We start from the raw sequence: 26,217 nt of genomic DNA, 5'->3' as shown, positions 1-26,217 counted from the left end.
AAATTTACTTATTTTCTTTTTTTATGTTGCCTGTTCTTTTTATACCATTTACTTTTTTCCAGCTATTTAACGGGCTGTTCAAATCCTGTGGATACGGTATAACTTTTCCATTTTTCAATCTCGGCAGTCAAGGTATCGATTTTATTTTTGGCGAGCGTATAGGCATCTTCACCCATTAAAAAATGTACTGGTGGATGCTCCAATGTACTTAGCTCAATCAGTAAAGTAGCAGCTTTCTTCGGATCGTTTGCCTGATTGCCATGGATTTGCTGAAGATGTGCGGTCTCATTTTCCCTCGCAGTGACGTAAGCCGGGATAGGATTGGCTGCAGTTTGTATAGATCCGTCGGATAAAAAATCCGTCCTGAAATAGCCCGGGTAAACCAAGGTTGTGTGTACACCGAAGGGTTGCATTTCGACTGCAAGCGCTTCAGTAAATCCTGCTACGGCAAATTTTGTGGAGCAATAGATCCCAAAACCTGGGAAATTACCTGCAAGACCACCAATGGACGCAATATTGAAAATATGACCCGATTGTTGATGACGCATATGAGGCGCGATATGTCGGATAGCATTGAGTGAGCCAAAGACATTCACGTCAAAATTGCGCCGTGTTTCTGAATCGCTGAGTTCCTCAATAGCGCCTGTTTGCCCGTATCCTGCGTTGTTGACGAGGACATCGATACGCCCGAAATAATCAATCGCCGACAGTACTGCCCGGCTGACATCTGCATTGTCGGTGATGTCTACTTCGAGTGGAAGAAAATTTTCGTTCTCACCGATTTTATCTTCCAGTGCGCGTTTTGTTCGTGAAGTTGCGACAACATGATAACCTTGTGCCAACAGTTCCTTTACCAAGTTTAAACCAAGTCCTTTTGAAGCACCGGTAACAAACCATACTTTTTGTGATTTCATTGTGTTTTTAGTTTAAAATAAATTGATGTTACAAAAGTGATGAATTGCGGTGTTTTGGATGTAGGCAGATCGACGCATCTTGTAGTCAAATCGTGGTTTTGATGTTTTTAACGATAATTGTATTTTCGAAGTGTAATCCTTATTTCACCTTATCAACGAGTGGAGAAAAAAGAAAGCCAGGAAGTGGATGACCACTTGATAAGAATGTGCAATTTAAACAAACGATAATTATGGAAAACCAGGGCGCGTCTGTCGTAATAACACATCACATTTTGGATGACAAGCAACTCGAATACGACCAGTGGCTAGCGGAAATTGTGCCGCTCACGAAACATGCGAAAGGGTTTATTGATCTCCAGGTCATTCGACCTATCCCCAATTTAACATTTGTCTATACTGTAATTATCAGGTTTGATACAGTGGACAACCTAAAAATCTGGATGGAGTCCGATACGCGCAAAAGAATGATTGAACAGGCCAGCCCCTTATTTCGAAAGCAGGACCGTTATCAGATCAAGTCAGGTCTAGAGTTTCTTTTTGAAACGCCAGAGCAGGTAAATAAGATACCCCGACGCTGGAAGCAATATCTTGTTACATGGTCTGCCATTTACCCCTTATCATTGGTTATGCCTATGATCCTGCTACCTGTTCTCCGGTATTTTCATATTTCTCAAAATCGTATGTCCGATGGATTGCTGATCTCAGGTTGTATCGTTTTTCTAATGGTTTATCTGGTAATGCCTAATTATACCAAACTCATTCGCAAATGGTTAAATAAATAATCAACTGTTCGGTTGACAACTTAGAGAGAGCTGATAAGGCACTAAAGAAGGCAATTTTAATCGTTCGTGAAGTAAATAAAACAATTTTTCCATTACAATACTTTGTTTTATAGGAAGAGTCTTTGGTGAGAATCGGTTAAACCGAATTGAGGCTCTGGATAATGGTTAAATTTAAATACGTTTGTATGTTACAGAAAAACGATGTTGCACCGGATTTTACTTTGTATGCGACGCCCGATCAGAAAATCAAATTGTCCGAATTTAAAGGGTATAATGTGATCCTTGCTTTTTATCCTGCTGACTGGAGCCCAGTATGCAGTGACCAGATGGCCCTTTATAATGAAATGCTAAAATATTTTAAGAAATATGATGCCGAGATTATGGGTATATCGGTAGATAGCAAATGGTGCCATATGGCCTTTGCACAGTCCAGAAAATTACATTTTCCGCTGCTTGCGGATTTTGAAGCGAAGGGTGAGGTAGCCAGAAAATACGGGGTATATGATGAGGATGAAGGCGAATGTAAGCGCGCACTTTTCGTGATTGATAAAGAGGGTGTTATCCAATGGAGCTACTTGTCGCCAACAGCAGTAAATCCAGGCGCGGATGGTATCATAGAAGCATTAGAAAATCTTAAATAGCGAAATTATGTCATTAAAACCAAAAGTTAGCGCTAGGGATCATATCCAAGGAAATAGCAGTGCGGATTTAACGATCGTCGAATATGGCGATTATCAATGCCCACATTGCGGGGCTGCACATCCGATATTGAAAGAGATGATGGCTGAATTGGGATCCCAGATCAGATTTGTATTCCGCAATTTTCCGCTTTCAGAAATGCATGAATATGCACGTCCGGCGGCGCTTGCCGCGGAAGCTGCAGCACTACAAGGGAAATTTTGGGAGATGCACGATGCGATCTATGATAACCAGCAGAGCCTAAGCACACGTTTCTTTATGGACCTTGCCGAACGGCTAAATTTGGATGTCGATCAATTTAAGAGCGATATGCAAAAAGAAAGTCTGGAGGAAAAAGTGGAAGGAGATTTTGAAAGCGGCATGATGAGCGGTGTCAATGGAACGCCTACATTTTTTGTTAATGGTCAAAAATTTGACGGCGGCGCGGAAGGTCTTGTTCAGATGCTACATGAAAATTGATTGGTATAATCCTGCCCATTGGAGAACCATAAAGCTACAAACTGGTAAGCAAATAACGAAATATCGTTGTTTTGGTAGCAAAGGCATTTGACCTTCGAAGTCGAGGGAAGCTCTTTGATTGCTTATGTGATTTGTATTGTTTATAAGTTAAATTTCTATTAAGTATAGGTCTGCTAAACCTGTTTAGTTCGGAAGGGTATGGTTATTAATTAAATATTTCTTAATATTAAGGTAAATTATAAACCAAGTGAAAGCGCCAACTTTGGAGCTGAATTCTAAACCAGACTAAAAATGCAGAAAACATTACTAATCAGTATGGCGTTGGGTCTCTCATATCCCACCTGGGCAAATGTAGAGCGTAATTATGCCAAATTGAACAGAGAGACGCAAGCTATTGCAGTCCAGTCTACCGTAAAAGGTGTGGTAAAAGACAAAAACGGTGCAGCTATGCCCGGAGTGACCATCACCAATTTATCCACCCAGAAAACAACATCTACTGATGCCGCAGGAAAGTTTAACCTGGAGGCTGCTATCGGCCAAAAACTTAAGCTGACCCAAGTGGGGTACAATGAACTGGTGCTGACCATCAATTCCGATCAGTTACAAATTGTAATGGAGTCCAAGGATACCGAATTGGAAGAGGTAGTCGTTGTAGGTTATGGTACCCAGAAGAAAGCTAACCTGACGGGCGCAGTCGATCAGGTAGGGTCGGAAGTATTTGAGGGCCGCGTACTTGCAAATGCCAGTCAGATGTTACAGGGTGTTGTGCCTAACTTAAACATTGTCCCAGCGGATGGTAAACCCAATCGCGCACCGAGTTTTAACATCCGTGGTGCCACTTCGATCGGACAGGGGGGAAGTGCCCTGATTTTGATCGATGGTGTCGAAGGGGACCCCGCTTCACTCAATCCAAACGATATCGAAAATGTCTCCGTATTGAAAGATGCTTCCTCCGCAGCAATTTATGGCGCAAGGGGAACTTTCGGGGTGGTACTGATAACGACCAAAAGAGCTAAGTCCGGAAAATCTTCCATCAATTATTCCGGAAGCGGATCATTTCAAAAGCCGATTGCAAGACCCAAATTCGTAACGGATGGCTACGAGTATGCATCACATTTCTTTACGGCCTATAATGCCTGGAATAACTATTCGTCTATCCCAAGTAAACTGAACAAAACGCAGATCTTTACAACGGATTGGCTCAACGAGTTCAAACGTCGCAAAGAGCAGGGAATTACGGATGAAGTGACGGTGGATGATAAAGGAAATTACGTTTATTATGGTAATGAGGACTATTACGATGTCCTGATCAAGGACAACACCTTTGTGCAGGATCATAACCTGTCTGTCAGTGGCAATACCGAAAAACTGGATTACTACCTTTCCGGACGTGCCTATGGCTACAATGGTATGTACCGTTATAATAGTGATAAATACAAAACTTACAACACAAGGGCAAAAGCCGGTCTGCAGGTAAATGATTGGTTGCGTATCGCCAATAACATTGACTATAACTATGCGAAATACCGCGACCCGACTACAGCCGGTGAGGGGGGAAATATCTGGCGTAATATTGCAGATGAGGGCCACCCATCTTCACCGATATTCAATCCCGATGGATCATTGAGTTTTTCGGCAGCCTATTCCGTTGGGGATTTTATTTATGGTAAAAATAGAACGGAAACTGAAAACCGGGATCTTCGTAATACCACCTCTTTTGAAACCAAATTCCTGAACAACAGCTTGCGCATCAAAGGGGATCTGACTTTTAGAAACCGCGATTTTAACTCGATCCGTGTACGCGTACCCGTCCCTTATAGTACGCAGGAGGGTAAGATGCTGAAGCTGGAAACAGATATGAACAATAATATTTACCAGGTGGACCAAAACTGGAAATATCTGTTTGGAAATCTGTACGGCGAATACGAAAAAACAATAGGTGATCACTATGTCAAAGGTTTGCTGGGCTATAATTACGAACAACGTGTCTATAATTCTTCCTATATCACGAAAACGGGCTTATTGACCGAAAATGTGGATAATATCAATCTGGCTCTCGGGCAAAATACAACCGCTACCGCTGGTTATAATAAGTATCGCAATGTTGGTGTATTTATGCGCGCCAATTATATTTTCAAGGATCGGTATTTATTTGAATTCAATGGGCGCTACGATGGTTCTTCCAAATTTCCAACCAACCAGCAATGGGCATTTTTCCCTTCTGCTTCTGCGGGCTGGCGCATTTCTGAGGAACCCTTCTTTACCGTTGACAAAAGGATTATTTCTGACCTGAAATTCCGGGCTTCTTACGGTTCACTGGGAAATGGTAATGTGGATCCTTATACCTATATGGATCTCTATGAGATCAGGATCATGGACCGCCTTTTGAACGGACAGAAACCTTCCTATACCTCGGTACCTAAGGTTATCCCTGATAACTTAACCTGGGAAACTGCCCGCACCGCCAATTTTGGAGTGGATTTTTCATCACTAAACGGAAAGTTGACCTTTACAGGCGATCTTTACCAGCGCAAGACTTTGAATATGTATACCTTCAGCGTGGAGCTGCCGGATATCTTCGGGGCACAGTCGCCAAAAGGTAACTATGCGGATATGACAACAAAAGGCTATGAACTGAGTATTGCCTATAAAGACCGTTTCGACTGGAACAATAGCCCATTTAACTGGTCGGTAAAAGCGACTTTGGCAGACTATCGATCGGACATAGACCGCTATGAAAATAAGGCTGGTCTGCTACAGACTGACCGCTATCAAACGGATCGCTACTATGAAGGGCAGCGGCTCGGTGAGATCTGGGGGTATGTCACTCAGGGGCTTTTCCAAAATCAGGCGGAAATCGATGCTGCGCCAACACAAAAAGTCATCAAATCCTCCAATTCCGGAATTATCTACCCTGGTGATGTGCGCTTCGCGGATCTCAATGGCGATGGCGTTATCGACTATGGAACCAATACAATCAATAACCATGGTGACAAAACCATTATTGGCAACTACGAACCACGTTATATCTACAGTTTCAATATCAATATGGACTGGAAAAATGTCTATTTCTCTACCTTTTTCCAGGGTGTAGGAAAGCAGAACTGGTATCCGAGCAACGAGTCCATCTTTTGGGGACAGTACAATAGGCCGTACAATAATCTGCCCGAATGGCACCTCAATAACTATTGGACAGAGGATAATCCCAATGGCTATTTTCCGCGTTATGCAGGTTACAATGAATCCATTAAGGCAACACCGCAGACACGATACCTGCAAAATATTGCCTATATCCGCATGAAAAATATCCAGATTGGCTATAATTTCCCAAAATCTGTCACGACTAAGCTTAAAATCAGTAGCCTGCGTGCGGGATTGTCCGGTGAGAATTTATGGACCTGGTCACCTTTATACAAAAAAACAAAGGATCTCGACGTGGGCAACCTTATGAAGTCTGACCCGGATATAAGTGATTCCAATAGTGGTGACGGGTTTAACTATCCCGTGATGAAGAGCATCAGTTTTAATTTATCGATTGGATTATAATTGTATTCAAAATGAAAAAGATCTTATTTATACCTATCATAGCGCTCTTATTCAGTTCATGTGAATTGAACGAGCTGCCTAAAGCATCGGCAACCGAAGAGGATATTTTCGGAACGGAGAATGGCCTGAAAAATTATAGCAATTCCTTTTACCGCGATATTACCTCTAGAAGTGATGCCTTTAAGGGGGACGCTATGGCTGATTATGCTGCGGTAAACAGCTTGAACGACTTCATGGTAAAAGGTGCATACTCTGCCGAAATCAGTACTGGCTGGAGCTGGACAGCTTTACGCAATATCAATCAGATGATTGCCAAATGCACAAGTCCGCAATTGAGCGATGCAGTCAAAAACAATTATATCGGTATAGCCCGTTTCTTTAGGGCTTGGTTTTATTACGATAAGGTGGTCCGCTTTGGTGATGTACCCTGGGTAGATCATCCCTTGACCGTCGATGAGAAGGATATCCTCCTCGCACCGAGGGATTCGCGTGAGCTCGTAATGAAACATATTATGGAAGATTTGGATTTTGCCTATGCAAACATTACCGGTGATGGCGCTGATGGCACCCTGATCAATAAATGGACGGCATTGGGGCTAAAGACACGTGTAGCATTATTTGAAGGTACATTTAGAAAATACCACAAATTGAACCTGGCGACAACAGCGGCAGATTTCTTTAAAATGGCCGCTGACGCCGGAAAAATCCTGATGGAAACAGGCCCATATAGTCTGTATGTAGCGAACGATCCCAAGATGTCGCAGCGTCAATTATTTGTGAGCAACCAACCGGTGAAGCAGGAGGTCATGCTGGGGCTTGCTTTCAGTAAAGATCAGGCCCTGATGAACGATGCCAACTGGTGGTGGACTTCGGCGACCTATGGGCCTCGACTGAGTCTGGTAAGACCCTTTATTAACAGTATTCTGAACCTTGACGGAACACCTTATACGGATCGTCCAGGTTATCAGACGGAAGAATTTTATGAAGAATGTCAAAACCGTGACTATCGGTTAGCGCAACTGATCCGTACACCAGGATATAAACGCGCGGGTGAGGCTGCCCCTCCAAATTTTGCCAGTTATACCTATACGGGTTATCAACCGATCAAATACACCTTGGATGACCCTTACTACGACAATGGCGCTTATAACACCAATGCAGTTCCCCTGATGCGGTATGCTGAAATTTTACTGAACTACGCAGAGGCAAGACAGGAACTTGGCCTGTTGGACCTAACGGATTGGACCAAGACCATTGGTGCCTTGCGCGCAAGAGCAGGAATTACTTCAGGAAACAATAGCCTGCCGACCAAGGTGGACAGCTATTTGAAAAATACATTCTTCCCTGATATCAATGATCCTGTGTTATTGGAAATACGCCGTGAAAGGCAGGTTGAGCTGGCATTGGAGGGTTTCCGTTTCAATGATTTGAAAAGGTGGAAACTGGGCTCTCTGATGGCGAACCTTTCCTGGACCGGGATCTATGTACCAACACTGGAAAAACTGATGGACTTGGATCACGATGGCAAACCGGATGTAATTTTCTATGATGGTAGTAAGCCGGCTTCGTCCATTACAGCACCAAGTGGGGTAGCTAAAGTTGCGATCGGCGGCGGGAGCAAAAATTTCCAGACGATGACAACGGATAATCACCTCGAATGGTATAAGGCTGTGCCAAGAAGCTGGGAAGATAAACAATACCTTTATCCAATACCTGCTACTGCGATTGTCAAGAATCCCAATCTTGCTCAAAACCCAGGTTGGACAAAATAAGCGTCTTTTTGGTTACCATAAAAAGCATCTCGTAATGAGGTGCTTTTTTATGTTGTAGAACCTGTACTGGAATAAAAGTATGATAAATAGGACGAGGAGAATTTCATGCTGGCGCTTGTGGACTGTATGCTTTATATTTACATTTATCGTTAACTTGCTGCTGTGAAAATAGCGAATGCAGTACCTAATATCATGCTGATATCAGGATGCTGTTTTCTTCAGCTCAAATCATAGCTCATTTGGGTTATATTTTACACGAAAATAATTAGATTTAACGCAATAATATGCTATACGAAAATATCCTCAAGAATGTATCAAAGTGCATCACGCTGACGGATGAAGAAATCGAACGCTTCACTAGCCTGCTGACCATGAGGAAGGAACCCAAGAAAACGATGCTCCTGCAGGAAGGAGAAGTCTGTCAGTTTGAAGGATACCTTCAGAAAGGCTGTGTACGTATTTATTATCTTGACGAAAACGGTTTTGAGGTGACTTTGGCCTTTGCGGTCGAAGACTGGTGGATCAGTGATATCGCTTCCTTTCATTATCATTCACCCTCCAGCCTGTATATGGAAACCTTGGAAGAATGTGAATTCCTGATGCTGACACCGGAGACGAAAGAAAAATTGCTGGAGACGGTGCCGAAGTTTGAACGCGTGTTTCGTATGTTGGTACAACGTAGGCTTGCGGTACTGCAAAATAGGCTGATCCATACCATGGCCAAACCAGCTGCTGATCGCTATCTTGAATTTATTGAATTGTACCCAACCATATCACAACGGGTACCGCAATATTATATCGCGTCTTACCTCGGTGTTTCGCCTGAATTTGTCAGCATCATCCGCAAGCGGCTCGCGGCAAAAAAATAGTTGTCAACACTGTTAAAGAAAATTTTTATGAGTATCGATGAAAAAGATTTTGGAAAGGCCTTTTTGTATTCCTGTTACGTTGATAAGGCTTTTGGTCATGAACAATTTATTCCCGAACATGTAGTCATGTTCCAGTTGTCCGGTGAAACACACTTTGACCATGAAAAGGGAAAACTGGTGACAAAGGAAGGGCAGCTACTGGTTGCCCGAAGAAATCAATTGGCAAAGGCATTCAAATACCCCTCAAAAAATGCGGACTATCAGTCGATCTCCATCTTGCTGCACACGGATCGACTTAAGAAGTATGCGTTGGATCATCAGCTCTCTTCGGATAAAAAACAGTCTGCCGATACCAATATCATTTTGGAAGGTGATGCCTTTATCAAAAGTTATTTTGAGTCGCTCACACCTTATGCTGAGGCTTCGGAGCGGGTCAGCCCGCAGATGGAGACCATCAAAATATACGAACTGATCACTTTATTATTGGAGAGATACCCTGATTTAAAAAATTTGCTGTTTGATTTCTCCGAACCATTTAAGATTGACCTAGAGGAGTTTATGCTGAAAAATTATAAGTATAATGTTCCTTTGGAGAATTTTGCCAAATTATCCGGTCGCAGCCTGGCGAGCTTTAAACGTGATTTTGAAAAAATCTTCCACACCTCGCCCCGGAAATGGCTGCAGGAGAAGCGTCTTTCCGAGGCCTACTACCTGATTGAAAACAAGCGGAAAAGACCCGTGGACATTTACCTTGACCTTGGCTTTGAAAACCTCTCTCATTTCTATGCTTCTTTCAAGGAGAAGTTTGGCATAACTCCGGCGACAATTAATTCAATCGCCTAATCAGTTTTTCCACCAGTAGCTGGGGCCGTTGTGGACAGCATCCAGATCAACTACTTCACCGATGCGTGGGGTAAGCAAGGCTTGTTGCTGTAGGGATGCCTCTTGGGATATACGCTCCAAGGGTTCGTACCAGGCATGATTAGCAAGAACAAATTTCGAAGAGTGTACGGGTAATAATTTTGCTGCCCGTAAATCTTTTGCGGCCTGCAGCACTTCTTCGGGCATCATGTGGATGTATTTCCAGCTCAGGTCATATTGTCCGTTTTCGAGTATAGCCAAATCAAATGGACCAAGCTTATCGCCGATTTCTTTAAAATGGCTGTCATAACCACTGTCACCGCCCAGGTACAGCTTCCGGCTTGGCGTCTCCAGGACATAGGAGGCCCAGAGTGTATTGGCCGACCACATGCTGCGACCTGAAAAGTGTCGTGCCGGTGTGACTGTTACATGAAATCCATTGCCTAGATCTACTTCATCCCACCAATCTTTTTCTATAATCTGATCGTTGCGGTAGCCCCAATATTCCAAATGTTCACCCACACCAAGTCCAACGATGACTTTGCCAACTCGGGCTTGCAATGCTTTGAGCGTTTTGTAATCCATATGATCGTAATGATCATGGGAAATAAATAGGTAATCGATGGCTGGAAGCGCATCCGCTGTTGTTACATCAGCGCCCGCAAAGGCTTTGCCGCTGCCCGGTATGGGCGATATGCTGCCGCTCAGTACGGGATCGACAAGGATAGTTTTACCATCTGTACGCAACAGATAGGAGGAGTGGCCCAACCAGACCAAACCATGGGATGTGGTAAAGAGACTGTTCCAATCGACAGGTACCGAAGGTATCTTGTGCTTGGGGCTGGTTTCGGTTGATTTTTTGAAAAGATAATCGGAAAGGGCTACCGTCCAGCTTTGCGTTAGCTGTGGTGTTGGGCTGCTGTTGCGAAATTTTCCGTCCTTGAAGTGCTTCGATTGCTCGATACGTTTAAGTCTTTCTCCTGAGGGCCTCTTGCCAAATTGGGGATGCATCATAAAGCTTGTGATTAATCCGATGAGAACAACAAGCGTTAGGGCTGACCATTTCAAAAATCGGAAGAAGCTTCTGGCTTGGTGTTTTGTTTTCATCTTACTTGTTTTACAATACAAAAATAGCTCGCTCAGCTACCTATTGTTTTTGTGTAAAGCTCAATTTTTATGTTCTGTACGGCTCACGTCCCTATATCTGGGGGCAGGTTTGTGTTCGATATAAGGTCGCCGTATACCTATTCAGCTGGTTACAGAAGTTGACTGACTAAAGGTAATAGGTTTTTCTGACTGTCCAGTATCGTTATCCGCGTTAATGGGGTATCCGTTTTATAAGGCTTAAAATAGAAAGCCTTTGCGGTCAAATCACAAAGGCTTTCTATACAAGTTGACATCAACTTTAAAACTATTTCGCTGCAAACAAAAGCTATTGGCCAACAGGTGTAATCTGATCGGGATAGGGGATCTGTTGTCCATTGGTCTTGTAGGTCGGCAACTGGGCTTTCCATGTCCGCAGCTGATCGGAAAGGAGCTTGCTGAGCTCGCTGGTTTTTTCTTTCATTTTAGGAGCCAGGTTATTTAGTTCACCGATATCATCCTGAAGGTTATAGAGTTCCAGTTTCCCCTGTTTCATATCGTAAAGCAGTTTATAGTCACCTTGGCGTATGGCCGAAAAGAAATTGATACCCGGACCATCGGGAACGGTCCATTTGTTGGGAACATGCCAGACAAGAGGACGTTGGTTCCAGCTGTTGTCTGCTTTGTGCGCCATCAGGGGCGTTAGATCTTTGCCATCAGGCTGTTGCTGCACGAGCTGATAATCTGTTACTTTGGCCATCTGGAGTATGGTCGGGAACAGGTCTTCGACGATGACCGGAACGGGGTTGCAGCTTGCTTGGTGGATGTTAGCCTGTTTAATCAATAATGGAATGCGGATGCCCCCTTCATAGAGGGAGCCTTTGCCTGCCTTGAGTGGGAGATTCTGTGTATGGGGCTCGCCCGACCGTGGGGGACTGAGACTGAGCCCACCATTATCACTCAAAAAGATAATGACGGTGTTGTCGTAGAGTTTTTTGTCTTTTAGGAACTGAACGATATCGCCCATACTTTTGTCATAGCCTTCAACCAGCGAGGCATAGGCCGCTTCTGTTGAGTCCAGGCCACGGTCGAGGTATTTTTGTACAAATCGGGGATCAGGCTGAATAGGTACATGCACGGCATAATTGGAGAAATGAAGGAAGAAAGGTTCCTTGCGGCGGATGGGCTCCTCAAGCGCTTTCAATGCTTCCTGCGTCAGTGCTTCGGTCAGAAAAGTGGATGTACCATGATACTCCATTAAATCTGGAACGGCTTGGTAGCTTGCCTTGCCGGGCAGGTTGCCATAGTTTTGTTCCCCATAGTAGTTTTGCGGATGTCCGGCGGAATGCCCGGCGACATTGACCATAAAGCCCAGATTGAGTGGACTGGCCCCTCGAGTGCCAGCAGATCCCCAGTGCGCTTTACCAATATGAATGGTGTAATACCCATTGTCCTTGAGTATGCTTGGAAATGGCGTAGCATAGATCGTATGGGGAATATTAGGTACGGGACTCAAGCCATTGATATTCCAGTCCGGTGGATTGAGCAGTTCATCCTTACTATCCGTAGCGGTATTGGCTTTGGGGTTTGTCCAGTTGGTGACCCGGTGATGTGCTGCATTCAGCCCTGTTAGAAAGCTCACCCGAGAAGGTGTGCACACCGGAGTCGCATAAGCATTCGTGAATTTGGTCGCATCTTTGGCCAGTAGTTCCAGATGGGGCGTATGAAACTTTTTGTTAATTGCTGTTTTGACTTTATAAAAGGGTTCAGACATGTCCTGCCAACCTAGGTCGTCAACAAAAAATACGACGATATTGGGCCGATCGTTCGGGCTGAGCTGCTGCGCCTTGCCGACGTTCTGGGCATGGACCGCCGACCCGATGCTGCTGCATAGCAGCGATAAGATGAGTAATCTATAGTTTTTGAAGGATAACATAGAGACAAATGTTTTGCTACTGATCTAATTTGTTAAGTCACTTTTCTTCCCATCAATGGTATTGTTCGATATTTCACTGTGAATCACACGTTCGAAGAATACCCTTTTTTTATTCCAATGAAAGGCTGGATAGGCCTTATTTGTCCTGATTCGATTGCCGCGAAAAACAAGACCGTCAACAGACTTTGCATACAGTATCGGCTTATCAAAGGTCTCAAAAAGATTGTCTTCAATGAGGATGCCGCTATGAAAATATTGCCGTTGATTTTTAAGATCCGGAATTTCAGGATAGATTGAGATAATCGCATTGGTAAACTGGAACATATTGGTTAGGGCATTGATAAATGTATTCTGTCTGATCACTATGTCATGACAGCTGCCTGTTTCATACCAGCCATTGGCGTCGCCACAGAGCAGGATAGCGGTGCCGGAAGTATGGTCAAAGAGGTTTTTTTCGACAAGGGTTTTTCTAGGCGTGCTGAACAATGCACCGCGAGCACGATTGTGACGAATGGTATTTCCACTGAAAACAACTCGTGGTGTCCAGCTGAGGTTTTCAATACCAATGGATGTTTTCGCTGGGTCAATCGCTGGATCAAGGGCCTGTTTAAACGTAATCTTAAATTCGCGGATCGGATCATCGGCTTTATCCCGCAAAACGTGAATGGACTGAATCTGGTTTTTCTGATCCCAAAGTTCCATGGTGCCTGACCGGACAAACTGTACAGTATCGCCCGTATTCCCCCAGTCGAATCCGTAGGATTGATCGTGCATATAACGGCCGACCAGTGTTTTATCATCCAGTCGCTCGGTGATTTTCAGGTAAGTACCATGGATATTGATCGCGTCGTCCATCATATTTTCATACAGCCCATTTTTGGAGACGATGATACCTTTACATCCTGAAAAATGGGTTGCATCAGCTTGTGCAGTAAAATATCGGGGATCTTGATCACCCCGCAGGGCGACTTGAAATCTGTCGAGGCTGATATTTTCTGTGAGCTGAGCCAATAAACCCATGCCTTCTGCATAATGCACGCTGATATTTTCAAGTCGAATATCTTTTCCTTTATGGACAAAAACACCGGGGCTAGGGCGATGTCCAGCACGCATAGCCACAACGGTACCCGGAATAAGCTTGGGATTTTTCCATTGCTCGGCTTGGATAATACCTGGCGAAAGCTCGCTTACTTTTTTAGTTCCTACCCCAATATCACTGGTATTGTAAACAATGCGTTTGGTTTTCTCTTCAAAGGCGATGCCTGATGTTGGGCGCATGGCCCAACCTTCTCCAGTATTGTAAAATATACTGTCTTTGATTGTATAGCTCACCCAGGGAGCTGTTTTGTAAACGATTGTACCATTGATCGTGTCATTCTTTAGGATCTGTACCTGACAGATCTGTGGACGTTCAAAATCGATGTGGATATTTTTAAGGGTCAGGTTTTTATTCTCGATCAAGGCAATCGGTAACATCCGACCATGGTAGATGAAGTCGGAGCCTTGGCCATCGATTGTAAGGTTGTTGCACTGCTCTAATGCAATGCCTACTACTTTGGGATTGTCCTGATCGTGATTGGAAATATAGTATGTCCTTGATAATGCACCCTCGGGATAAAAGTCGTAGCGTCCTTTTTTGAATTTTAGAACAAGAGCTTGTTTTTTATCGATCTTTCCGAGAATTGCCTGAAGGACTTTGTTGATTGCTACAGAACTGTTGGTCCCGGTATTGGGAAGGATACCATAATCGGATAGGTAAACGACCTTGGGGACTTGTGAAGCGATGCTGTTCAGGTAAAAGCAGGTTGTCAGTAAGATGATCAGTATTGATCGGATCCGGCAGATAAGTATTTTCATTTTGATTGTTGGTTTATGCGCTATTGTCGCCAATTGGATGACTGCTTGCCGAATATAAGTATTATCGCTTAACATGCAAATTTCCATCCTTGTATTTCATCAAAAAAAACTAACTTTAGAGGCGAAACTTCAGTTTCCTCATAAACCATTGATTACTTAATTAATTATAATGCTAAATAAGAATCTCAAATTGAAATCTAAGGCAATTGTACGCACGATCTGTTGCTGTACTTTTTTTTCGATTTTTGTGCTAAAAGGTTTTTCCCAGGCCAAAAACGCAAAAGACCTTGTGGATTATGTCAATCCATACATGGGAAATATCAGTCATTTACTGGTACCGACTTATCCGACGGTCCACCTACCCAACAGTATATTACGGGTGTACCCCGAAAGAGGGGATTTTACCTCGGACCGTTTGTATGGTCTGCCGCTTATCGTAACGAGCCACCGTGGCTCGTCGGCCTTCAACCTGAGTCCAATGTTGCATTTGCCAAATCAACTCAGTCCGGTACAATTGTATAGTTATGATCAGGAGGAGATCAAGCCTTATCGTTATTCCGTTGTTTTGGATCAGGAAGATATTAAAGTGGATTATGCACTATCGCACCAGTCGGGTATGTATACTTTCACTTTCCCGAATACGTCCACAAAATATCTGCAGTTTAATTCACGTGAAGGGGAACTGCAATGGGATGGTCAGGCGCTGTCGGGAATACAGGAAATTGGCAATGGAACACGTGTATATATCTATGCGGTTCCTGAGATCAAGCCTAGTGCAGTAAGCAAATTGCAGGGACAACAGCTGGAAAAAGGAACAGCTGCCAAAGGAAGAAATGCTTGCCTGGTACTACAGTTTGACCAGCCGGGAGCTCATTTAAAAATGAAATATGGAGTTTCATTTATCGATGCTGCGCAGGCCAAAGCAAACCTGAACCGTGAGATTGCTGATTTCGATCAAAAGAAACTAGCGGAAAACGGACGTGAAATCTGGAATCAGGCCTTGGGAAAAATCACTGTTGAAGGTGGCAATGAAACCGACAAAAATGTGTTTTATACTTCCTTATACAGAACTTATGAGCGTCCGGTAAACATTTCCGAAGGCGGACGTTATTTTAGCGCATTTGATGGCAAGGTCCATTCGGATGATGGAAAGCCATTTTTTACAGATGACTGGATCTGGGACTCTTACCGTGCGCACCATCCCTTACGTGTATTGTTGGAACCTGGTACAGAATCCAATATCCTCAATTCCTTTGTACGGATGTCAGAGCAGATGGACAAACCTTGGTTGCCGACCTTTCCAGAAATTACGGGAGATAGCAGAAGGATGAATTCCAACCACGGGGTTGCCACTTTGCTGGATGCCTATCGTAAGGGCATCCGTGGCTTTGATATTCAGAAGGCCTATCTAGCGGCAAAAGGAGCAATCACCGAGAAGACTTTGGCGCCATGGTCGGATAAACCTGCTGGGAAAATGGATGATTTTTTCAAAGAAAAGGGCTATATTCCGGCCTTGCATCCGGGCGAAAAGGAAACGTATCCCGAAGTACATGGCTTTGAAAGACGCCAACCGGTAGCTGTTACACTGGGGACATCCTATGACCTCTGGTGTCTGGCACAACTGGCCAATGAATTGGGCATAAAAGCAGATTATGACCTGTTTATGAAGCAGTCATTCAATTATAGGAATCTATTCAATGAGCAGACCAAATTTTTCCACCCGAAAGATGACAAAGGTAATTTTATCATGCCTTTTGATTATGTTTTTTCCGGCGGACAGGGTGCCCGCGAATATTATGGTGAAAATAATGCCTGGATATACCGTTGGGATGTACAGCACAATATTCCGGATCTGATCAAATTAATGGGGGGTAAGCAGCTGTTTGTACAGTATCTGGATGAAATGTTCCAGCAGTCACTCGGTCGTTCTAAATTTGATTTCTATGCGCAGCTACCAGATCATACAGGCAATGTAGGCCAGTTTTCAATGGCAAACGAGCCGGCGCTGCATATTCCTTACCTATACAACTACGCGGGACAACCCTGGATGACGCAAAAACGTATCCATAAGCTGATTGGGGAATGGTTCAGAAATGACCTGATGGGGGTACCCGGTGATGAGGATGGCGGTGGTATGTCGGCCTTTGTCGTTTTCTCTCAGATGGGTTTCTATCCGGTCACTCCGGGACTGGCTTCCTATAGTATCGGATCTCCATTTTTCGAGAAAACAACGTTAAGCCTGCCAAATGCAAAATCTTTTGTAATTATCGGAAAGAACGCTTCGTCCAAAAATAAATATATTCAGTCGGCTACCCTTAATGGAAAACCGTTAAATAGCACACAACTAAATCATGCCGATATCCTAAAGGGCGGTACGCTTGAGTTTGTGATGGGAGATAAGGCCAATAAAAATTGGGGAACTAGCATTGAATAAAAGGCGGAAAATACATCGCTGTAAATAAAAAACTGATAAAGGCCGTTGGAACCTCTTCCAACGGCCTTTATTTTTCTATTCGTTGCGAACCAAACAGGTCATAGCTTCGTAGCAGAATAATTTGTTGACAGCCCTCTGTTGACCAAAGATGTGCGATCAAAAATCGAAGAAACAATAGGAAGACAACAGGATTCGGGGAATAATGCACTTAACAGAAACATAATACTAAACACACACTGCCCACACATTTCTTTAGGAATTTAGTACCGGAAGCATGGTGTCCTGCAATTGGCCTCAAAATGCTACCCTGCCATTGTAACCGATGCGAGGAATATTCCCTTGCCGGTCATACAGAGAAAAATAGCTAGGATCGAAAATTTTGACCAGGGGTGAATTATACAAACTTATCAGACCGCGAATTATTGGAAAGCTGTTGTCAGCATGACGACCTGAAAGCTTATAATGAGCTTGTGGCCCGTTATTCACCCAGATTGTATGCCACTTGTCAGCTATATCTGAATGACGCCTTTTTAGCTGAAGAAATTGCGCTCGATATCTTGTTCTGGCTCTGGAAAAAGCGGCATGAGCTGACTATTCCTGACAACCTAAGTGCCTACCTCCATCGGGCAGCGCGCAATGCCGTCATCAGCCAATTGCGCAAACAACGTCGCAATATTGTCGAAACTGTCGCGGATTATACCGAAACTGCTGCGGTTGAATACCGCATGGCCGACTACGCAGTGAGCTGTCAGGAAGAAGAAGAACAGTATCAACAGTTACTCTCGGGACTCAGCTCCCAACGCAAAGAGGTCTTTGTGCTCAGCCGCGAACAGGGATTCAGTTACAAGGAAATCGCCCAGAAAACCAACCTATCCCTCAACACCGTAGAAAATTATATGGTCGCCGCCCTGAAGCATTTTCGTAAGGGTATCCTATCCCTCTTGCTGCTGTTTTTAATCCTGTTTTTTTAATTTTTTTCAGTTCATTATCAGTTTTTTATTTTTTTTATTTTGCCATAGGTGGTAGCGTCCTCTTGTTGCGCCTCTAAGAGTGAAGAAGCAAAAGAACATGGACGAACAAATAATCACCAATGAGCTGTTGAAACGATACCTGCAGGGAAAATGTACTGTTGCTGAACAGCAGCTTATCGCAGATTTTCTGGACGATCCGAACAATTTGATCCTGCTGCACCAGATCATGGCCGAACAGACAGACAGCCTTTGGGACTCTCCAGAGGATATTCCACAGCATGATTCTGGGCAAATAGCAGATTGGCAACGACGTCTGCATGAAAGAATAGCAGCGGAGCAATTGATCCCAGCCGATAAAATCTCACCAAATTTATATCATAGACGCATTATCCCAATCCGAAAACGGATACAGTGGTTTGCCGCAGCCATACTATTGGTTGTTGGAATGGGCGCATTGCTTTGGTTTTGGATTCCACGGGGAGCCGAGCCGGGCGAACAGCTTGCCCATCAAAAAAAAGATATCACTCCGGGCAGTGAGAAGGCTATTTTGAAACTGTCGGATGGTTCGATGATCTCACTTTCCGATGCTGCCAATGGTAAATTGGTGGATCAGGCCGGTGTCAATGTGCTGAAAACAGCAGCCGGTGAAATTGTCTATACAGCAGCGGGAAAGGCTGCGGCTTCAAAAGCATTTAATAGCATCAGCACGCCCAATGGTGGACAATATCGTGTCACCCTGCCGGATGGAAGCAAGGCTTGGCTCAACGCTGCTTCTTCCTTGACTTATCCCACTGAATTTGATCAAAATGAACGCCGTGTAAAAATGACCGGTGAAGTGTATTTTGAAATTGCTAAAGTCAGCAACGAAAAAAAAGAACGTATCCCATTTTTTGTAGAGACCGATAAACAGCTGATTCAGGTATTGGGAACAACTTTCAATGTCAACGCATATACCAACGAACCGCAGGACTGTACCACACTTGTAGAAGGTAGCGTGCGCCTGCTTGTCAAAGGTAATGGACAATCGGAATTGCTCAAACCCGGACAACAGGCGCTGGTGGGCAAAAACATGCAGCTCACAGCAGCAGATATGCAACAGAACCTGGCCTGGGTAAACGGGTATTTTATATTCCGTCGGGAGGAATTGGGAAGTATCCTGCGTAAGATCGCCCGATGGTATGATGTTACGGTAGAATGTCCACCGGAATTAAGTACAATGAAATTTACGGGAAAGGTATCTCGGAGCCAATCGCTATCGGCAGTAGCGGACATGATCGCTTCCGTCAATAAAGTGAAACTGGAGATCAAAGAAAGGAGGATTATCGTGAAGAAATAGTTACCCATTACCAATGGCATTGGATAAAAAATAAGCGGCGATGCTACCAACATCACCGCCCAAAATAGCTAAAGTCATTAAAAAAGATGTGTCGTCAATTTTTAACATTTACTATAACTACAAGACAAAAGTATGAATTTTCATCAAGTCATGCGTGTTATGAAAATCACCATGGTATTATTAACCTGTGTATTAGCACATTTAAGTGCAGCTACATATGGTCAGCGCCTAACTATTAATAAGCAAAAGGTCCTTTTGGCTGATCTGATGGAACAGATCAGCGTGCAGACGGGCTATGATTTTTTTTATGATGCGGAGATCTTTGATCATGCACCGCGCATCACGATCAATGTGGTAAATGCGCCGCTGGAGCAGGTGCTGGAACGTTGTTTTGAAAAACTTCCTTTTGCCTATACGGTCAAAAACAGCATTGTAACGATTCGACGTACAGGGCCGGAAGATCCGGTTGACGGGAAAAAGACAGCCCGCTTGTCCCAGACAGCTACAGTTCGCGGACGGGTAGTGGACGGAAATACTGGACAGCCGCTGGCTGGGATTTCCATTAACGTCAAAAATACCAAAAACTCGACTTCAACGGATGCAAATGGGAATTTCTCCATCGTGATCCCGGGGCAGCCGGCGGTGCTTGTCTTTACCTCATTGGGCTACCAGCGTAAAGAAATTAGTATCACTGCACAGCAGGCTGATCTAACCGTACGTTTGCAGTCCCTATTGACGGCATTGCAGGAGGTTGAGGTCACCGTACAAGCCCGAAAACGAGCGAATACGGAAGCCTCCGTGCTTGAAGAACGCCGTAAAGCATCCGTCGTACAGGATGCGATTTCGGCGCAATTGATCGAACGCACCGGAAGTATCACCACAACACAGGCTTTACAGCGTGTGACCGGAGTGACCATAACGGACGATAAATATGTCGCTGTACGTGGGCTGGGCGACCGCTCGGTGATTGGTCAGCTGAATGGCGTACGGTTGGCCTCTTCGGACCCTGACCGCAGTGCCATCCCCTTGGATCTGGTACCAGCTTCCTTATTGGATAATATTACGGTCTATAAGACCGTTACCCCGGATAAACCTGCCGACGCAGCTTCGGGTATTGTGGAACTGAAGACCAAATCGGTACCGGAAAAAATGACATTTGACCTGATTGCACAGACAGGCTTCAATTCCAATATCGGGTTTGGCGGAAAGTACAATAGCTTCTGGAATAGCGATATGGGCGTATTAGGTACGGCAATCAATAAGAAAGATCTCTCCAAAGACTTCCTGAATCTGTCCAGACAATACCCGGATGGCTTAAGTTCGATTCAGCAGTTGATTGCTTCGAGCAATTATAGTCCCGAAGCACGCCAGGAAGTCAATCGTATCAATGGCATTATGCAGGGATTCGATCCCGTTCTGACCTCACAGACCAAACGAGCACCGCTCAATCAATTGTACTCCGCTACCTTTGGTAACAGTTACAGCCTTTTTGATAAACATAAATTGGGCCTGATCCTCGGCGGAAACTATTACCGGCGCACGAGCAACATTTACGACGGAGATCTGACTCAATACAGTATCTACCAAGGCGTGGTCACAGGTAGCCCTTATATCTACAGTCAGCGCAAGATCCCAAATTTTACCACCACCAATAATATTGTGATGGGGAAATACCAGACTTACAAGGAAAATACAGGGGTGGAAACGCTCAATTATGGCCTGTTGGGTGGTTTAACCTATCGTTTTAATCCTCGACATGAAATCAGTTTTCAGTACCTGGGCAGTTGGGGCGGTGAGAGTACGGCAACAAATCTGCGTGGTGGATATGATTATGCGGGTTTGCCCGGCGAAGTAAACAGTACCACCTACGCGCTGAAACAAACCTTCCGTACACTGCATACCTTTAATCTACAGGGAGAACATAAATTTTTAAAAAGTGCCTATTCACCAAGGCTGAGCTACAATATGGCGTCATCCAAATCCAACCAGAATGATCCTGATTATCGTTTTGTCAATATGGTAGACTACAAACCGCGCTATGGCGGTGCCATTGAAAGGCCAAGTATTGCACATCTTCCAAATACAGGAAATGTAGATTATGTCTATACCGAACGCTATTATGCGTTAAGCTCGGGTTATGTCAATGGGTTCGGCCCTTTCGGTATTCTCCAGGCTGATCCAAATGGGCGGCGCTGGCGTAATCTGGACGAAACGAATTATAATTACAAAGCTGATTTGGCCATACCATTTAAATTATTGGGCCATAAACAGGAATTTAAGACGGGATTCAATTACCTCAACCGCGAGCGGAAATTTGGAGAAAACGTACTGTTTTTACCTGGATCTAATTTTACAAGTTATGGTGCCTATGGTCCCGGTAAATTTTCTTCAATTCCGCTTTACGATGTGGAAGGAAACCTGGATCGTCTGGTCAGCAATGAGGTGGTTGGCGTACGTGTGCCCACAGGCGGGGTAGGAGAAGGTGATTTTCCCGTGGGGGGCTTCTTGTACAATATCCAAAAATCGCCAAACAATTATACCGGATTTTATGAAACCAATGCCTTCTATGGCATGCTGGACCTGAAGCTGACAGATGAGTTCCGTATTGCCGGGGGCTTGCGCTTTGAAAATACCAATATACAATCTGCAGTGGATACAGCGAACGTGTATCTGGATCCATCGCTGACAGCAGCAAATGCCAATGGAACCGTTAACCTGAATCCGCAGAATCCCAATTCGGCCTATAAGCAGGGCTACAAACCGTACTATTCGGTCAATGCAACATATACACTCAACGAGAACATGAACTTTCGGGTAGCCTTCAATACAACATTGGCACGACCTGAATTACGGGAAATTACCAATGTCTATGAATTTGATGCTTTCCAGATGGGCTTGGTTGTCGGAAATCGTAACCTGAAAAATCAGTCGACGAAAAACCTGGATTTTCGTTGGGAATGGTTTCCCAATAGCGGTGAAGTCATTGCTGTTTCGGCCTTTGGGAAGGAAATCAACGAGCAGCTGGTGAAGGTATTCAGCCTACAGACCCAGGGACTGGCTGCAACTTTTCCGGAATTTCCGATCATCCAATTCCAGAATGATCCCAACCGGGGCCGGGTGTATGGGATCGAGCTGGAGCTGGTAAAAAACTTAGGCTTCCTTTGGGAACCAGCGCGGGATTTGTTCCTGGGCTCGAATCTGTTGCTTGCACAGAGCAATATTAAGAAAACGCCAGAGCGCCTTGCTGCTAACTGGTCTGTCGACCGGAATGCGCCTACAAATAGTCCGCTCTTTGAGCAGGCTCCCTATAGTATCAATGCCTGGTTGAATTATAACAATAAAAACTGGGGTACAGATATCACCGCGACGTACAATACAGTAGGTGAAAGACTGGTGCAAATTAATCTAACGGGCGAACCGGATCTTTATACACGGCCATTTTCCATGTTGGATCTGGTATTCAGCCAAAAGTTGAATAAGAGGCTGCTGTTTAAAGGGTATGCAAAGAATATCCTGAATCCAGCCGTCAAAACCGTATATGCCAATCCAAACACAGGTGGCAAATGGTATGGACGCGAATACCTCAACCGCAGTTACAAACGCGGGACTGAAATTATGGTTGGTTTTACCTATAACATTTTATAAGTATGAAACAGCAAAAAAAAGGAAAGAATGGGTTGCAGTTGAATGTGATACCCGGGCTATCCCTGCAACAGATGATACTGCTTTTGATCAGTGTTGTTGCCTTCTCCTGTAAACGGGAAAATTTAGATTATACCTTTGACTATAGACCTAACACCGATGCCGAAAAAGCTTCGAATGTACGTTTGGTCAATTTATCCGAGAATGCACAGCTGATTGCAAATGGCGACAGCCTGACGAATTTCTTTGTACCACCACAGCGTTCAGGTTATATTCCACCGGAAGAACTGACGCCTCCGGGAACGCGTTATTTTCCCAAAGATGGACGCTTGGGGCAGAGCTGGGCCGTACCGCAGGATCTTTTCCAGCCTGATGGCACGGTACGTTTTAGGACCACCTTTGTACCAATACCAAATAAGCCGATTGCCTCTCATGATGTTGAATTTACGGTCCGCGATTCTTACCATGCTCCGAAGGACTATTACCTGCTGATCAATCACGAAAGTAGGGTGCAGAAACCGGATAGGCTGGTGGAGGTACCGCGCAGTGTGACAGCTCCGGCGCGTCCGGATCATTTTAAAATCCGGATTATTAATTTCACCAAGAAATTGATGCCTACCAGCTCCATGGAAGACATTACGGGGCCGATTACACTAACTTATGCCGATGGAACTCCCGTCAGCAACAGCACAACAAGGATTGCAAGCGATGCCTGGTCAGATTATGTGGAACTGCCTTATGGTACATATCAGTTTAAACTATTGACAGCTGATGGTAGGCAGATCCCGGCTGTTGGCCATACCTATTATAATACTATTGACCGTTTCAATTCAACCATGGAAATGGGAGGGGGGGCAATCAGCCGAATGTCTTCTGGTCAGACCTATGCACCGGTTCAGACCTTCCAACCCGGCGGTATCTATACAATTGTCGTGCACCCGAAAGAATTTACCTGGACCACGGGTACGGACGATATCCGTGAACTGCAAAATGGTTTCCAGATTATAGCCGATATCAGCGAGCCGCTCAATCGGACCTATGCGCAGATACAACTTGCCAATACCATCATCGGACAGCAGACGGTACTCAAAGCCAAAGGACAGACAACGGCTGCTGCAGCCTATGGCAAAGCATCGGATTATATCCGTGTGGTCGCTGGTCAGCAGTCTATTGCTATTGAAACAACTTCAGGACAGGCTTTGGCCACCGTCGATGCTGAACTACAGCCCGGACAAAATTACACCGCTTGGCTGTATAGGGATCAGGATAAAAAAATGAGGGTCTTAGTTGCGGCCAATAACCTGGCGGGAACGGTCTATACCGGGAAAGAAGGTGGAGGAAATAATGCAACAATAGACCGGATCCGGTCCAGCTATATGTTTAATTTCCGTTTCCTGAATTTCTGTGCAGCTTTGCCTTATGCCACATTCACCAATGCTGAAGGACGTCCTTTTGGTACAGGAGCAATGGATAGTGGTGTAAATATGGCTCCCGGAGTTTTAAATATCCTGCAACCTTATACATCACTGCTCTATAGCGCCGCCAATGATACGGGTGGTCCGTATCAGTTTATGGTTTACAGCTCGCTACCGACACGCATTCCTGGCGATTGGCTGGAACAAATCAAGCCTTTGTCCAGTACGCAACTTGTTGCAAACCCCAAGCTGTATACGGCTGTAGGACGTAAAGTTCCATTGCATGAACCCGGCGTATATTCCATTGCTGTCATTGGTGATCTAAAAGGCACCACGGAAGCTGACAAAGCGAAATTTATGGTAGTAAAACATACGAAATAACCATTTTTATGAAACACAAGATTTTAAATTGTCCCCTTTTTGCAGGTATCGCGTTATTATTTGTTTTTAGCATAGCGAGCTGCACAAAAACCGAATATAGAACCGTTGAAGACCCTGCCTATATCCGGGTATTCAATAATTTGACCTATACACTCACCTTGGATAATAAAGAAGAAGCGCAGCCTTTTTTTTGCATGTTCGTTGATCCAGCGTTTGATGCTTCAGGCAAACCTATTGGTGGACTGGTGATAGGTGATTTTTTGGATAAACGGAATATTTATGCTGCACCCAATGCCGCACATGCCGGATTGAGTACCTCTAAATACAACCCGGAATATCCAGGTAAGGAACTGGTACCCACAGCACCGATCTTGAATGGTTTTGATCTGACAAATTGGGCGCAGGTACCTGCGGGCAAACGCCGTTTTCTTTTTATGGCACGGCCGATCAGCAATGTACCTTTTGCAAAATTGCCGGACGAGCAGCAGCGCAAGGTATTTCTAGATACTACTATTGATCTCTCATCGCGTGAAGTATACACATTACATATTTTGCAGAAGGATTTTAGGACAAAGGAAAACGGACTCTACGTACGTCAGGAGACTTTCCATAAACAGGCTTTTTCGGATACGTTGACATATGTCAATTTTTATAACCTGAGTGCCAAAGGTTTTCAACAGGCCGAGCCTGCATTGAAATTGCCCGTACCGGGAACAACAGCGTCTTTGCGCTACGGTTTACTTGATACGATGAATATTTTTATCACGCATATTCAGCCAAGTGTGAATGCTGCTGGGGCGACAGAGCAACAGCGTATTCCAAATTTCAGTTATCAATATGCTGGCCGCCTGCTACGGAACATTGACCTGCCTAAAGTGACCCCCTATTATGGCTTCCCGATCTTCTTGCAGGATAAAAATAAGGTGTATTCCAATACCTGGCAGTATATCCAGTTTTTTGCACCTGCCATTGACCCACGTACCGCAGGATCTTATCTCGAACCGCCATCGGTCCCGGGAGGGCTTACCGAACCTGCTGTCAAAGACGGTAGTTTTGGCTATATGCTGATGGATCATGCACAGTACTCGCCCAGTTATTACCTAAATACTTTTTTCCCTGGTCTAACTGTCAATGTTCATTCGGGAACAGCTAATCCGCGAACTTTTGGTGTAGTCAATAGTATTGAAATCGTCAATGGCCATGCCTTTCTGACCACAGTACAACGTAAATATCCGCAACCTATTTATTAATTATGAGATC

General features: G+C 44.5%; 17 protein-coding genes. 13 read left to right on the top strand and 4 right to left on the bottom strand.

Annotated elements, in window-relative coordinates; genetic code table 11:
• Positions 1-62: 62 nt before the first annotated feature.
• Positions 63-914 carry an SDR family NAD(P)-dependent oxidoreductase gene (locus tag ABDW32_RS15670; RefSeq protein ID WP_343564006.1) on the bottom strand — a complete coding sequence of 284 codons (852 nt, stop codon included), beginning with the start codon at positions 912-914 and terminating at the stop codon, positions 63-65.
• 230 nt (positions 915-1,144) lie between these two features.
• On the opposite strand from ABDW32_RS15670, the gene ABDW32_RS15665 reads away from it, so the two are divergent.
• The 7 genes from ABDW32_RS15665 (at position 1,145) to ABDW32_RS15635 (ending at position 9,884) form a co-directional block, all read left to right on the top strand.
• Positions 1,145-1,696 (top strand): antibiotic biosynthesis monooxygenase, encoded by a 552-nt coding sequence (locus ABDW32_RS15665; RefSeq protein WP_175992117.1) that lies wholly within the window; start codon positions 1,145-1,147, stop codon positions 1,694-1,696.
• 185 nt (positions 1,697-1,881) lie between these two features.
• Positions 1,882-2,337, top strand: coding sequence for a redoxin domain-containing protein (locus ABDW32_RS15660; RefSeq protein ID WP_077438449.1), 456 nt, complete (start codon positions 1,882-1,884; stop codon positions 2,335-2,337).
• 7 nt (positions 2,338-2,344) lie between these two features.
• The gene (locus tag ABDW32_RS15655; protein WP_343564002.1) at positions 2,345-2,854 is read left to right on the top strand and encodes a thioredoxin domain-containing protein; all 510 of its coding nucleotides are present in this window, start codon (positions 2,345-2,347) and stop codon (positions 2,852-2,854) included.
• Between the two features lie 291 nt (positions 2,855-3,145).
• Positions 3,146-6,400 (top strand): TonB-dependent receptor, encoded by a 3,255-nt coding sequence (locus tag ABDW32_RS15650; RefSeq protein WP_343564000.1) that lies wholly within the window; start codon positions 3,146-3,148, stop codon positions 6,398-6,400.
• 11 nt (positions 6,401-6,411) lie between these two features.
• On the top strand, positions 6,412-8,172 hold the full coding sequence (locus ABDW32_RS15645) for a RagB/SusD family nutrient uptake outer membrane protein (RefSeq protein ID WP_343563998.1): 1,761 nt from the start codon (positions 6,412-6,414) through the stop codon (positions 8,170-8,172).
• Positions 8,173-8,456: 284 nt separating this feature from the next.
• Complete coding sequence (locus ABDW32_RS15640; RefSeq protein WP_343563996.1) at positions 8,457-9,041, top strand: Crp/Fnr family transcriptional regulator; 585 nt, start codon at positions 8,457-8,459, stop codon at positions 9,039-9,041.
• 27 nt (positions 9,042-9,068) lie between these two features.
• The gene (locus ABDW32_RS15635; RefSeq protein WP_343563994.1) at positions 9,069-9,884 is read left to right on the top strand and encodes an AraC family transcriptional regulator; all 816 of its coding nucleotides are present in this window, start codon (positions 9,069-9,071) and stop codon (positions 9,882-9,884) included.
• On the opposite strand, the gene ABDW32_RS15630 is transcribed toward ABDW32_RS15635, so the two are convergent.
• The 3 genes from ABDW32_RS15630 to ABDW32_RS15620 all read right to left on the bottom strand — a co-directional run bounded on the left by ABDW32_RS15630 (position 9,885) and on the right by ABDW32_RS15620 (position 14,778).
• Positions 9,885-11,009, bottom strand: a complete 1,125-nt coding sequence (locus ABDW32_RS15630; protein WP_343563992.1) for an MBL fold metallo-hydrolase — start codon at positions 11,007-11,009, stop codon at positions 9,885-9,887.
• A gap of 325 nt (positions 11,010-11,334) precedes the next feature.
• Entirely contained in the window at positions 11,335-12,921 is a 1,587-nt protein-coding gene (locus ABDW32_RS15625; protein WP_343563991.1) for a sulfatase, read from the bottom strand.
• A 24-nt stretch (positions 12,922-12,945) separates the two neighbouring features.
• Positions 12,946-14,778: a hypothetical protein gene (locus ABDW32_RS15620; RefSeq protein ID WP_343563989.1), complete on the bottom strand. Its 1,833-nt coding sequence runs from the start codon at positions 14,776-14,778 to the stop codon at positions 12,946-12,948.
• 169 nt (positions 14,779-14,947) lie between these two features.
• Here ABDW32_RS15620 and ABDW32_RS15615 point away from each other — a divergent pair, with 169 nt between their 5' ends.
• From ABDW32_RS15615 to ABDW32_RS15590, 6 genes are all read left to right on the top strand, one after another.
• Positions 14,948-17,212, top strand: a complete 2,265-nt coding sequence (locus tag ABDW32_RS15615) for a GH92 family glycosyl hydrolase (protein WP_343563987.1) — start codon at positions 14,948-14,950, stop codon at positions 17,210-17,212.
• A gap of 389 nt (positions 17,213-17,601) precedes the next feature.
• Positions 17,602-18,183, top strand: coding sequence for an RNA polymerase sigma-70 factor (locus tag ABDW32_RS15610; RefSeq protein ID WP_343563985.1), 582 nt, complete (start codon positions 17,602-17,604; stop codon positions 18,181-18,183).
• Positions 18,184-18,280: 97 nt separating this feature from the next.
• Positions 18,281-19,519 carry a FecR domain-containing protein gene (locus ABDW32_RS15605; RefSeq protein ID WP_343563983.1) on the top strand — a complete coding sequence of 413 codons (1,239 nt, stop codon included), beginning with the start codon at positions 18,281-18,283 and terminating at the stop codon, positions 19,517-19,519.
• Positions 19,520-19,651: 132 nt separating this feature from the next.
• Entirely contained in the window at positions 19,652-23,164 is a 3,513-nt protein-coding gene (locus tag ABDW32_RS15600) for a TonB-dependent receptor (protein WP_343563981.1), read from the top strand.
• 2 nt (positions 23,165-23,166) lie between these two features.
• On the top strand, positions 23,167-24,957 hold the full coding sequence (locus tag ABDW32_RS15595) for a hypothetical protein (protein WP_343563979.1): 1,791 nt from the start codon (positions 23,167-23,169) through the stop codon (positions 24,955-24,957).
• 8 nt (positions 24,958-24,965) lie between these two features.
• A complete protein-coding gene (locus ABDW32_RS15590; RefSeq protein ID WP_343563977.1) occupies positions 24,966-26,207 on the top strand; it encodes a hypothetical protein in 1,242 nt (413 codons plus the stop codon).
• Positions 26,208-26,217 lie beyond the last annotated feature (10 nt).

The sequence above is a fragment of the Sphingobacterium sp. genome (assembly GCF_039596235.1).
Taxonomy (GTDB): Bacteria; Bacteroidota; Bacteroidia; order Sphingobacteriales; family Sphingobacteriaceae; genus Sphingobacterium.
The sequence above is the reverse complement of the archived record's forward strand: the minus strand, read 5'-3'. Positions and strand labels throughout refer to the sequence as shown.

Excerpts from the sequence above, each read along its gene's own strand:
- ABDW32_RS15670 (WP_343564006.1), bottom strand. The coding sequence starts at position 914 with ATGAAATCACAAAAAGTATGGTTTGTTACCGGTGCTTCAAAAGGACTT.
- ABDW32_RS15665 (WP_175992117.1), top strand. The coding sequence starts at position 1,145 with ATGGAAAACCAGGGCGCGTCTGTCGTAATAACACATCACATTTTGGAT.
- ABDW32_RS15660 (WP_077438449.1), top strand. The coding sequence starts at position 1,882 with ATGTTACAGAAAAACGATGTTGCACCGGATTTTACTTTGTATGCGACG.
- ABDW32_RS15655 (WP_343564002.1), top strand. The coding sequence starts at position 2,345 with ATGTCATTAAAACCAAAAGTTAGCGCTAGGGATCATATCCAAGGAAAT.
- ABDW32_RS15650 (WP_343564000.1), top strand. The coding sequence starts at position 3,146 with ATGCAGAAAACATTACTAATCAGTATGGCGTTGGGTCTCTCATATCCC.
- ABDW32_RS15645 (WP_343563998.1), top strand. The coding sequence starts at position 6,412 with ATGAAAAAGATCTTATTTATACCTATCATAGCGCTCTTATTCAGTTCA.
- ABDW32_RS15640 (WP_343563996.1), top strand. The coding sequence starts at position 8,457 with ATGCTATACGAAAATATCCTCAAGAATGTATCAAAGTGCATCACGCTG.
- ABDW32_RS15635 (WP_343563994.1), top strand. The coding sequence starts at position 9,069 with ATGAGTATCGATGAAAAAGATTTTGGAAAGGCCTTTTTGTATTCCTGT.
- ABDW32_RS15630 (WP_343563992.1), bottom strand. The coding sequence starts at position 11,009 with ATGAAAACAAAACACCAAGCCAGAAGCTTCTTCCGATTTTTGAAATGG.
- ABDW32_RS15625 (WP_343563991.1), bottom strand. The coding sequence starts at position 12,921 with ATGTTATCCTTCAAAAACTATAGATTACTCATCTTATCGCTGCTATGC.
- ABDW32_RS15620 (WP_343563989.1), bottom strand. The coding sequence starts at position 14,778 with ATGAAAATACTTATCTGCCGGATCCGATCAATACTGATCATCTTACTG.
- ABDW32_RS15615 (WP_343563987.1), top strand. The coding sequence starts at position 14,948 with ATGCTAAATAAGAATCTCAAATTGAAATCTAAGGCAATTGTACGCACG.
- ABDW32_RS15605 (WP_343563983.1), top strand. The coding sequence starts at position 18,281 with ATGGACGAACAAATAATCACCAATGAGCTGTTGAAACGATACCTGCAG.
- ABDW32_RS15600 (WP_343563981.1), top strand. The coding sequence starts at position 19,652 with ATGAATTTTCATCAAGTCATGCGTGTTATGAAAATCACCATGGTATTA.
- ABDW32_RS15595 (WP_343563979.1), top strand. The coding sequence starts at position 23,167 with ATGAAACAGCAAAAAAAAGGAAAGAATGGGTTGCAGTTGAATGTGATA.
- ABDW32_RS15590 (WP_343563977.1), top strand. The coding sequence starts at position 24,966 with ATGAAACACAAGATTTTAAATTGTCCCCTTTTTGCAGGTATCGCGTTA.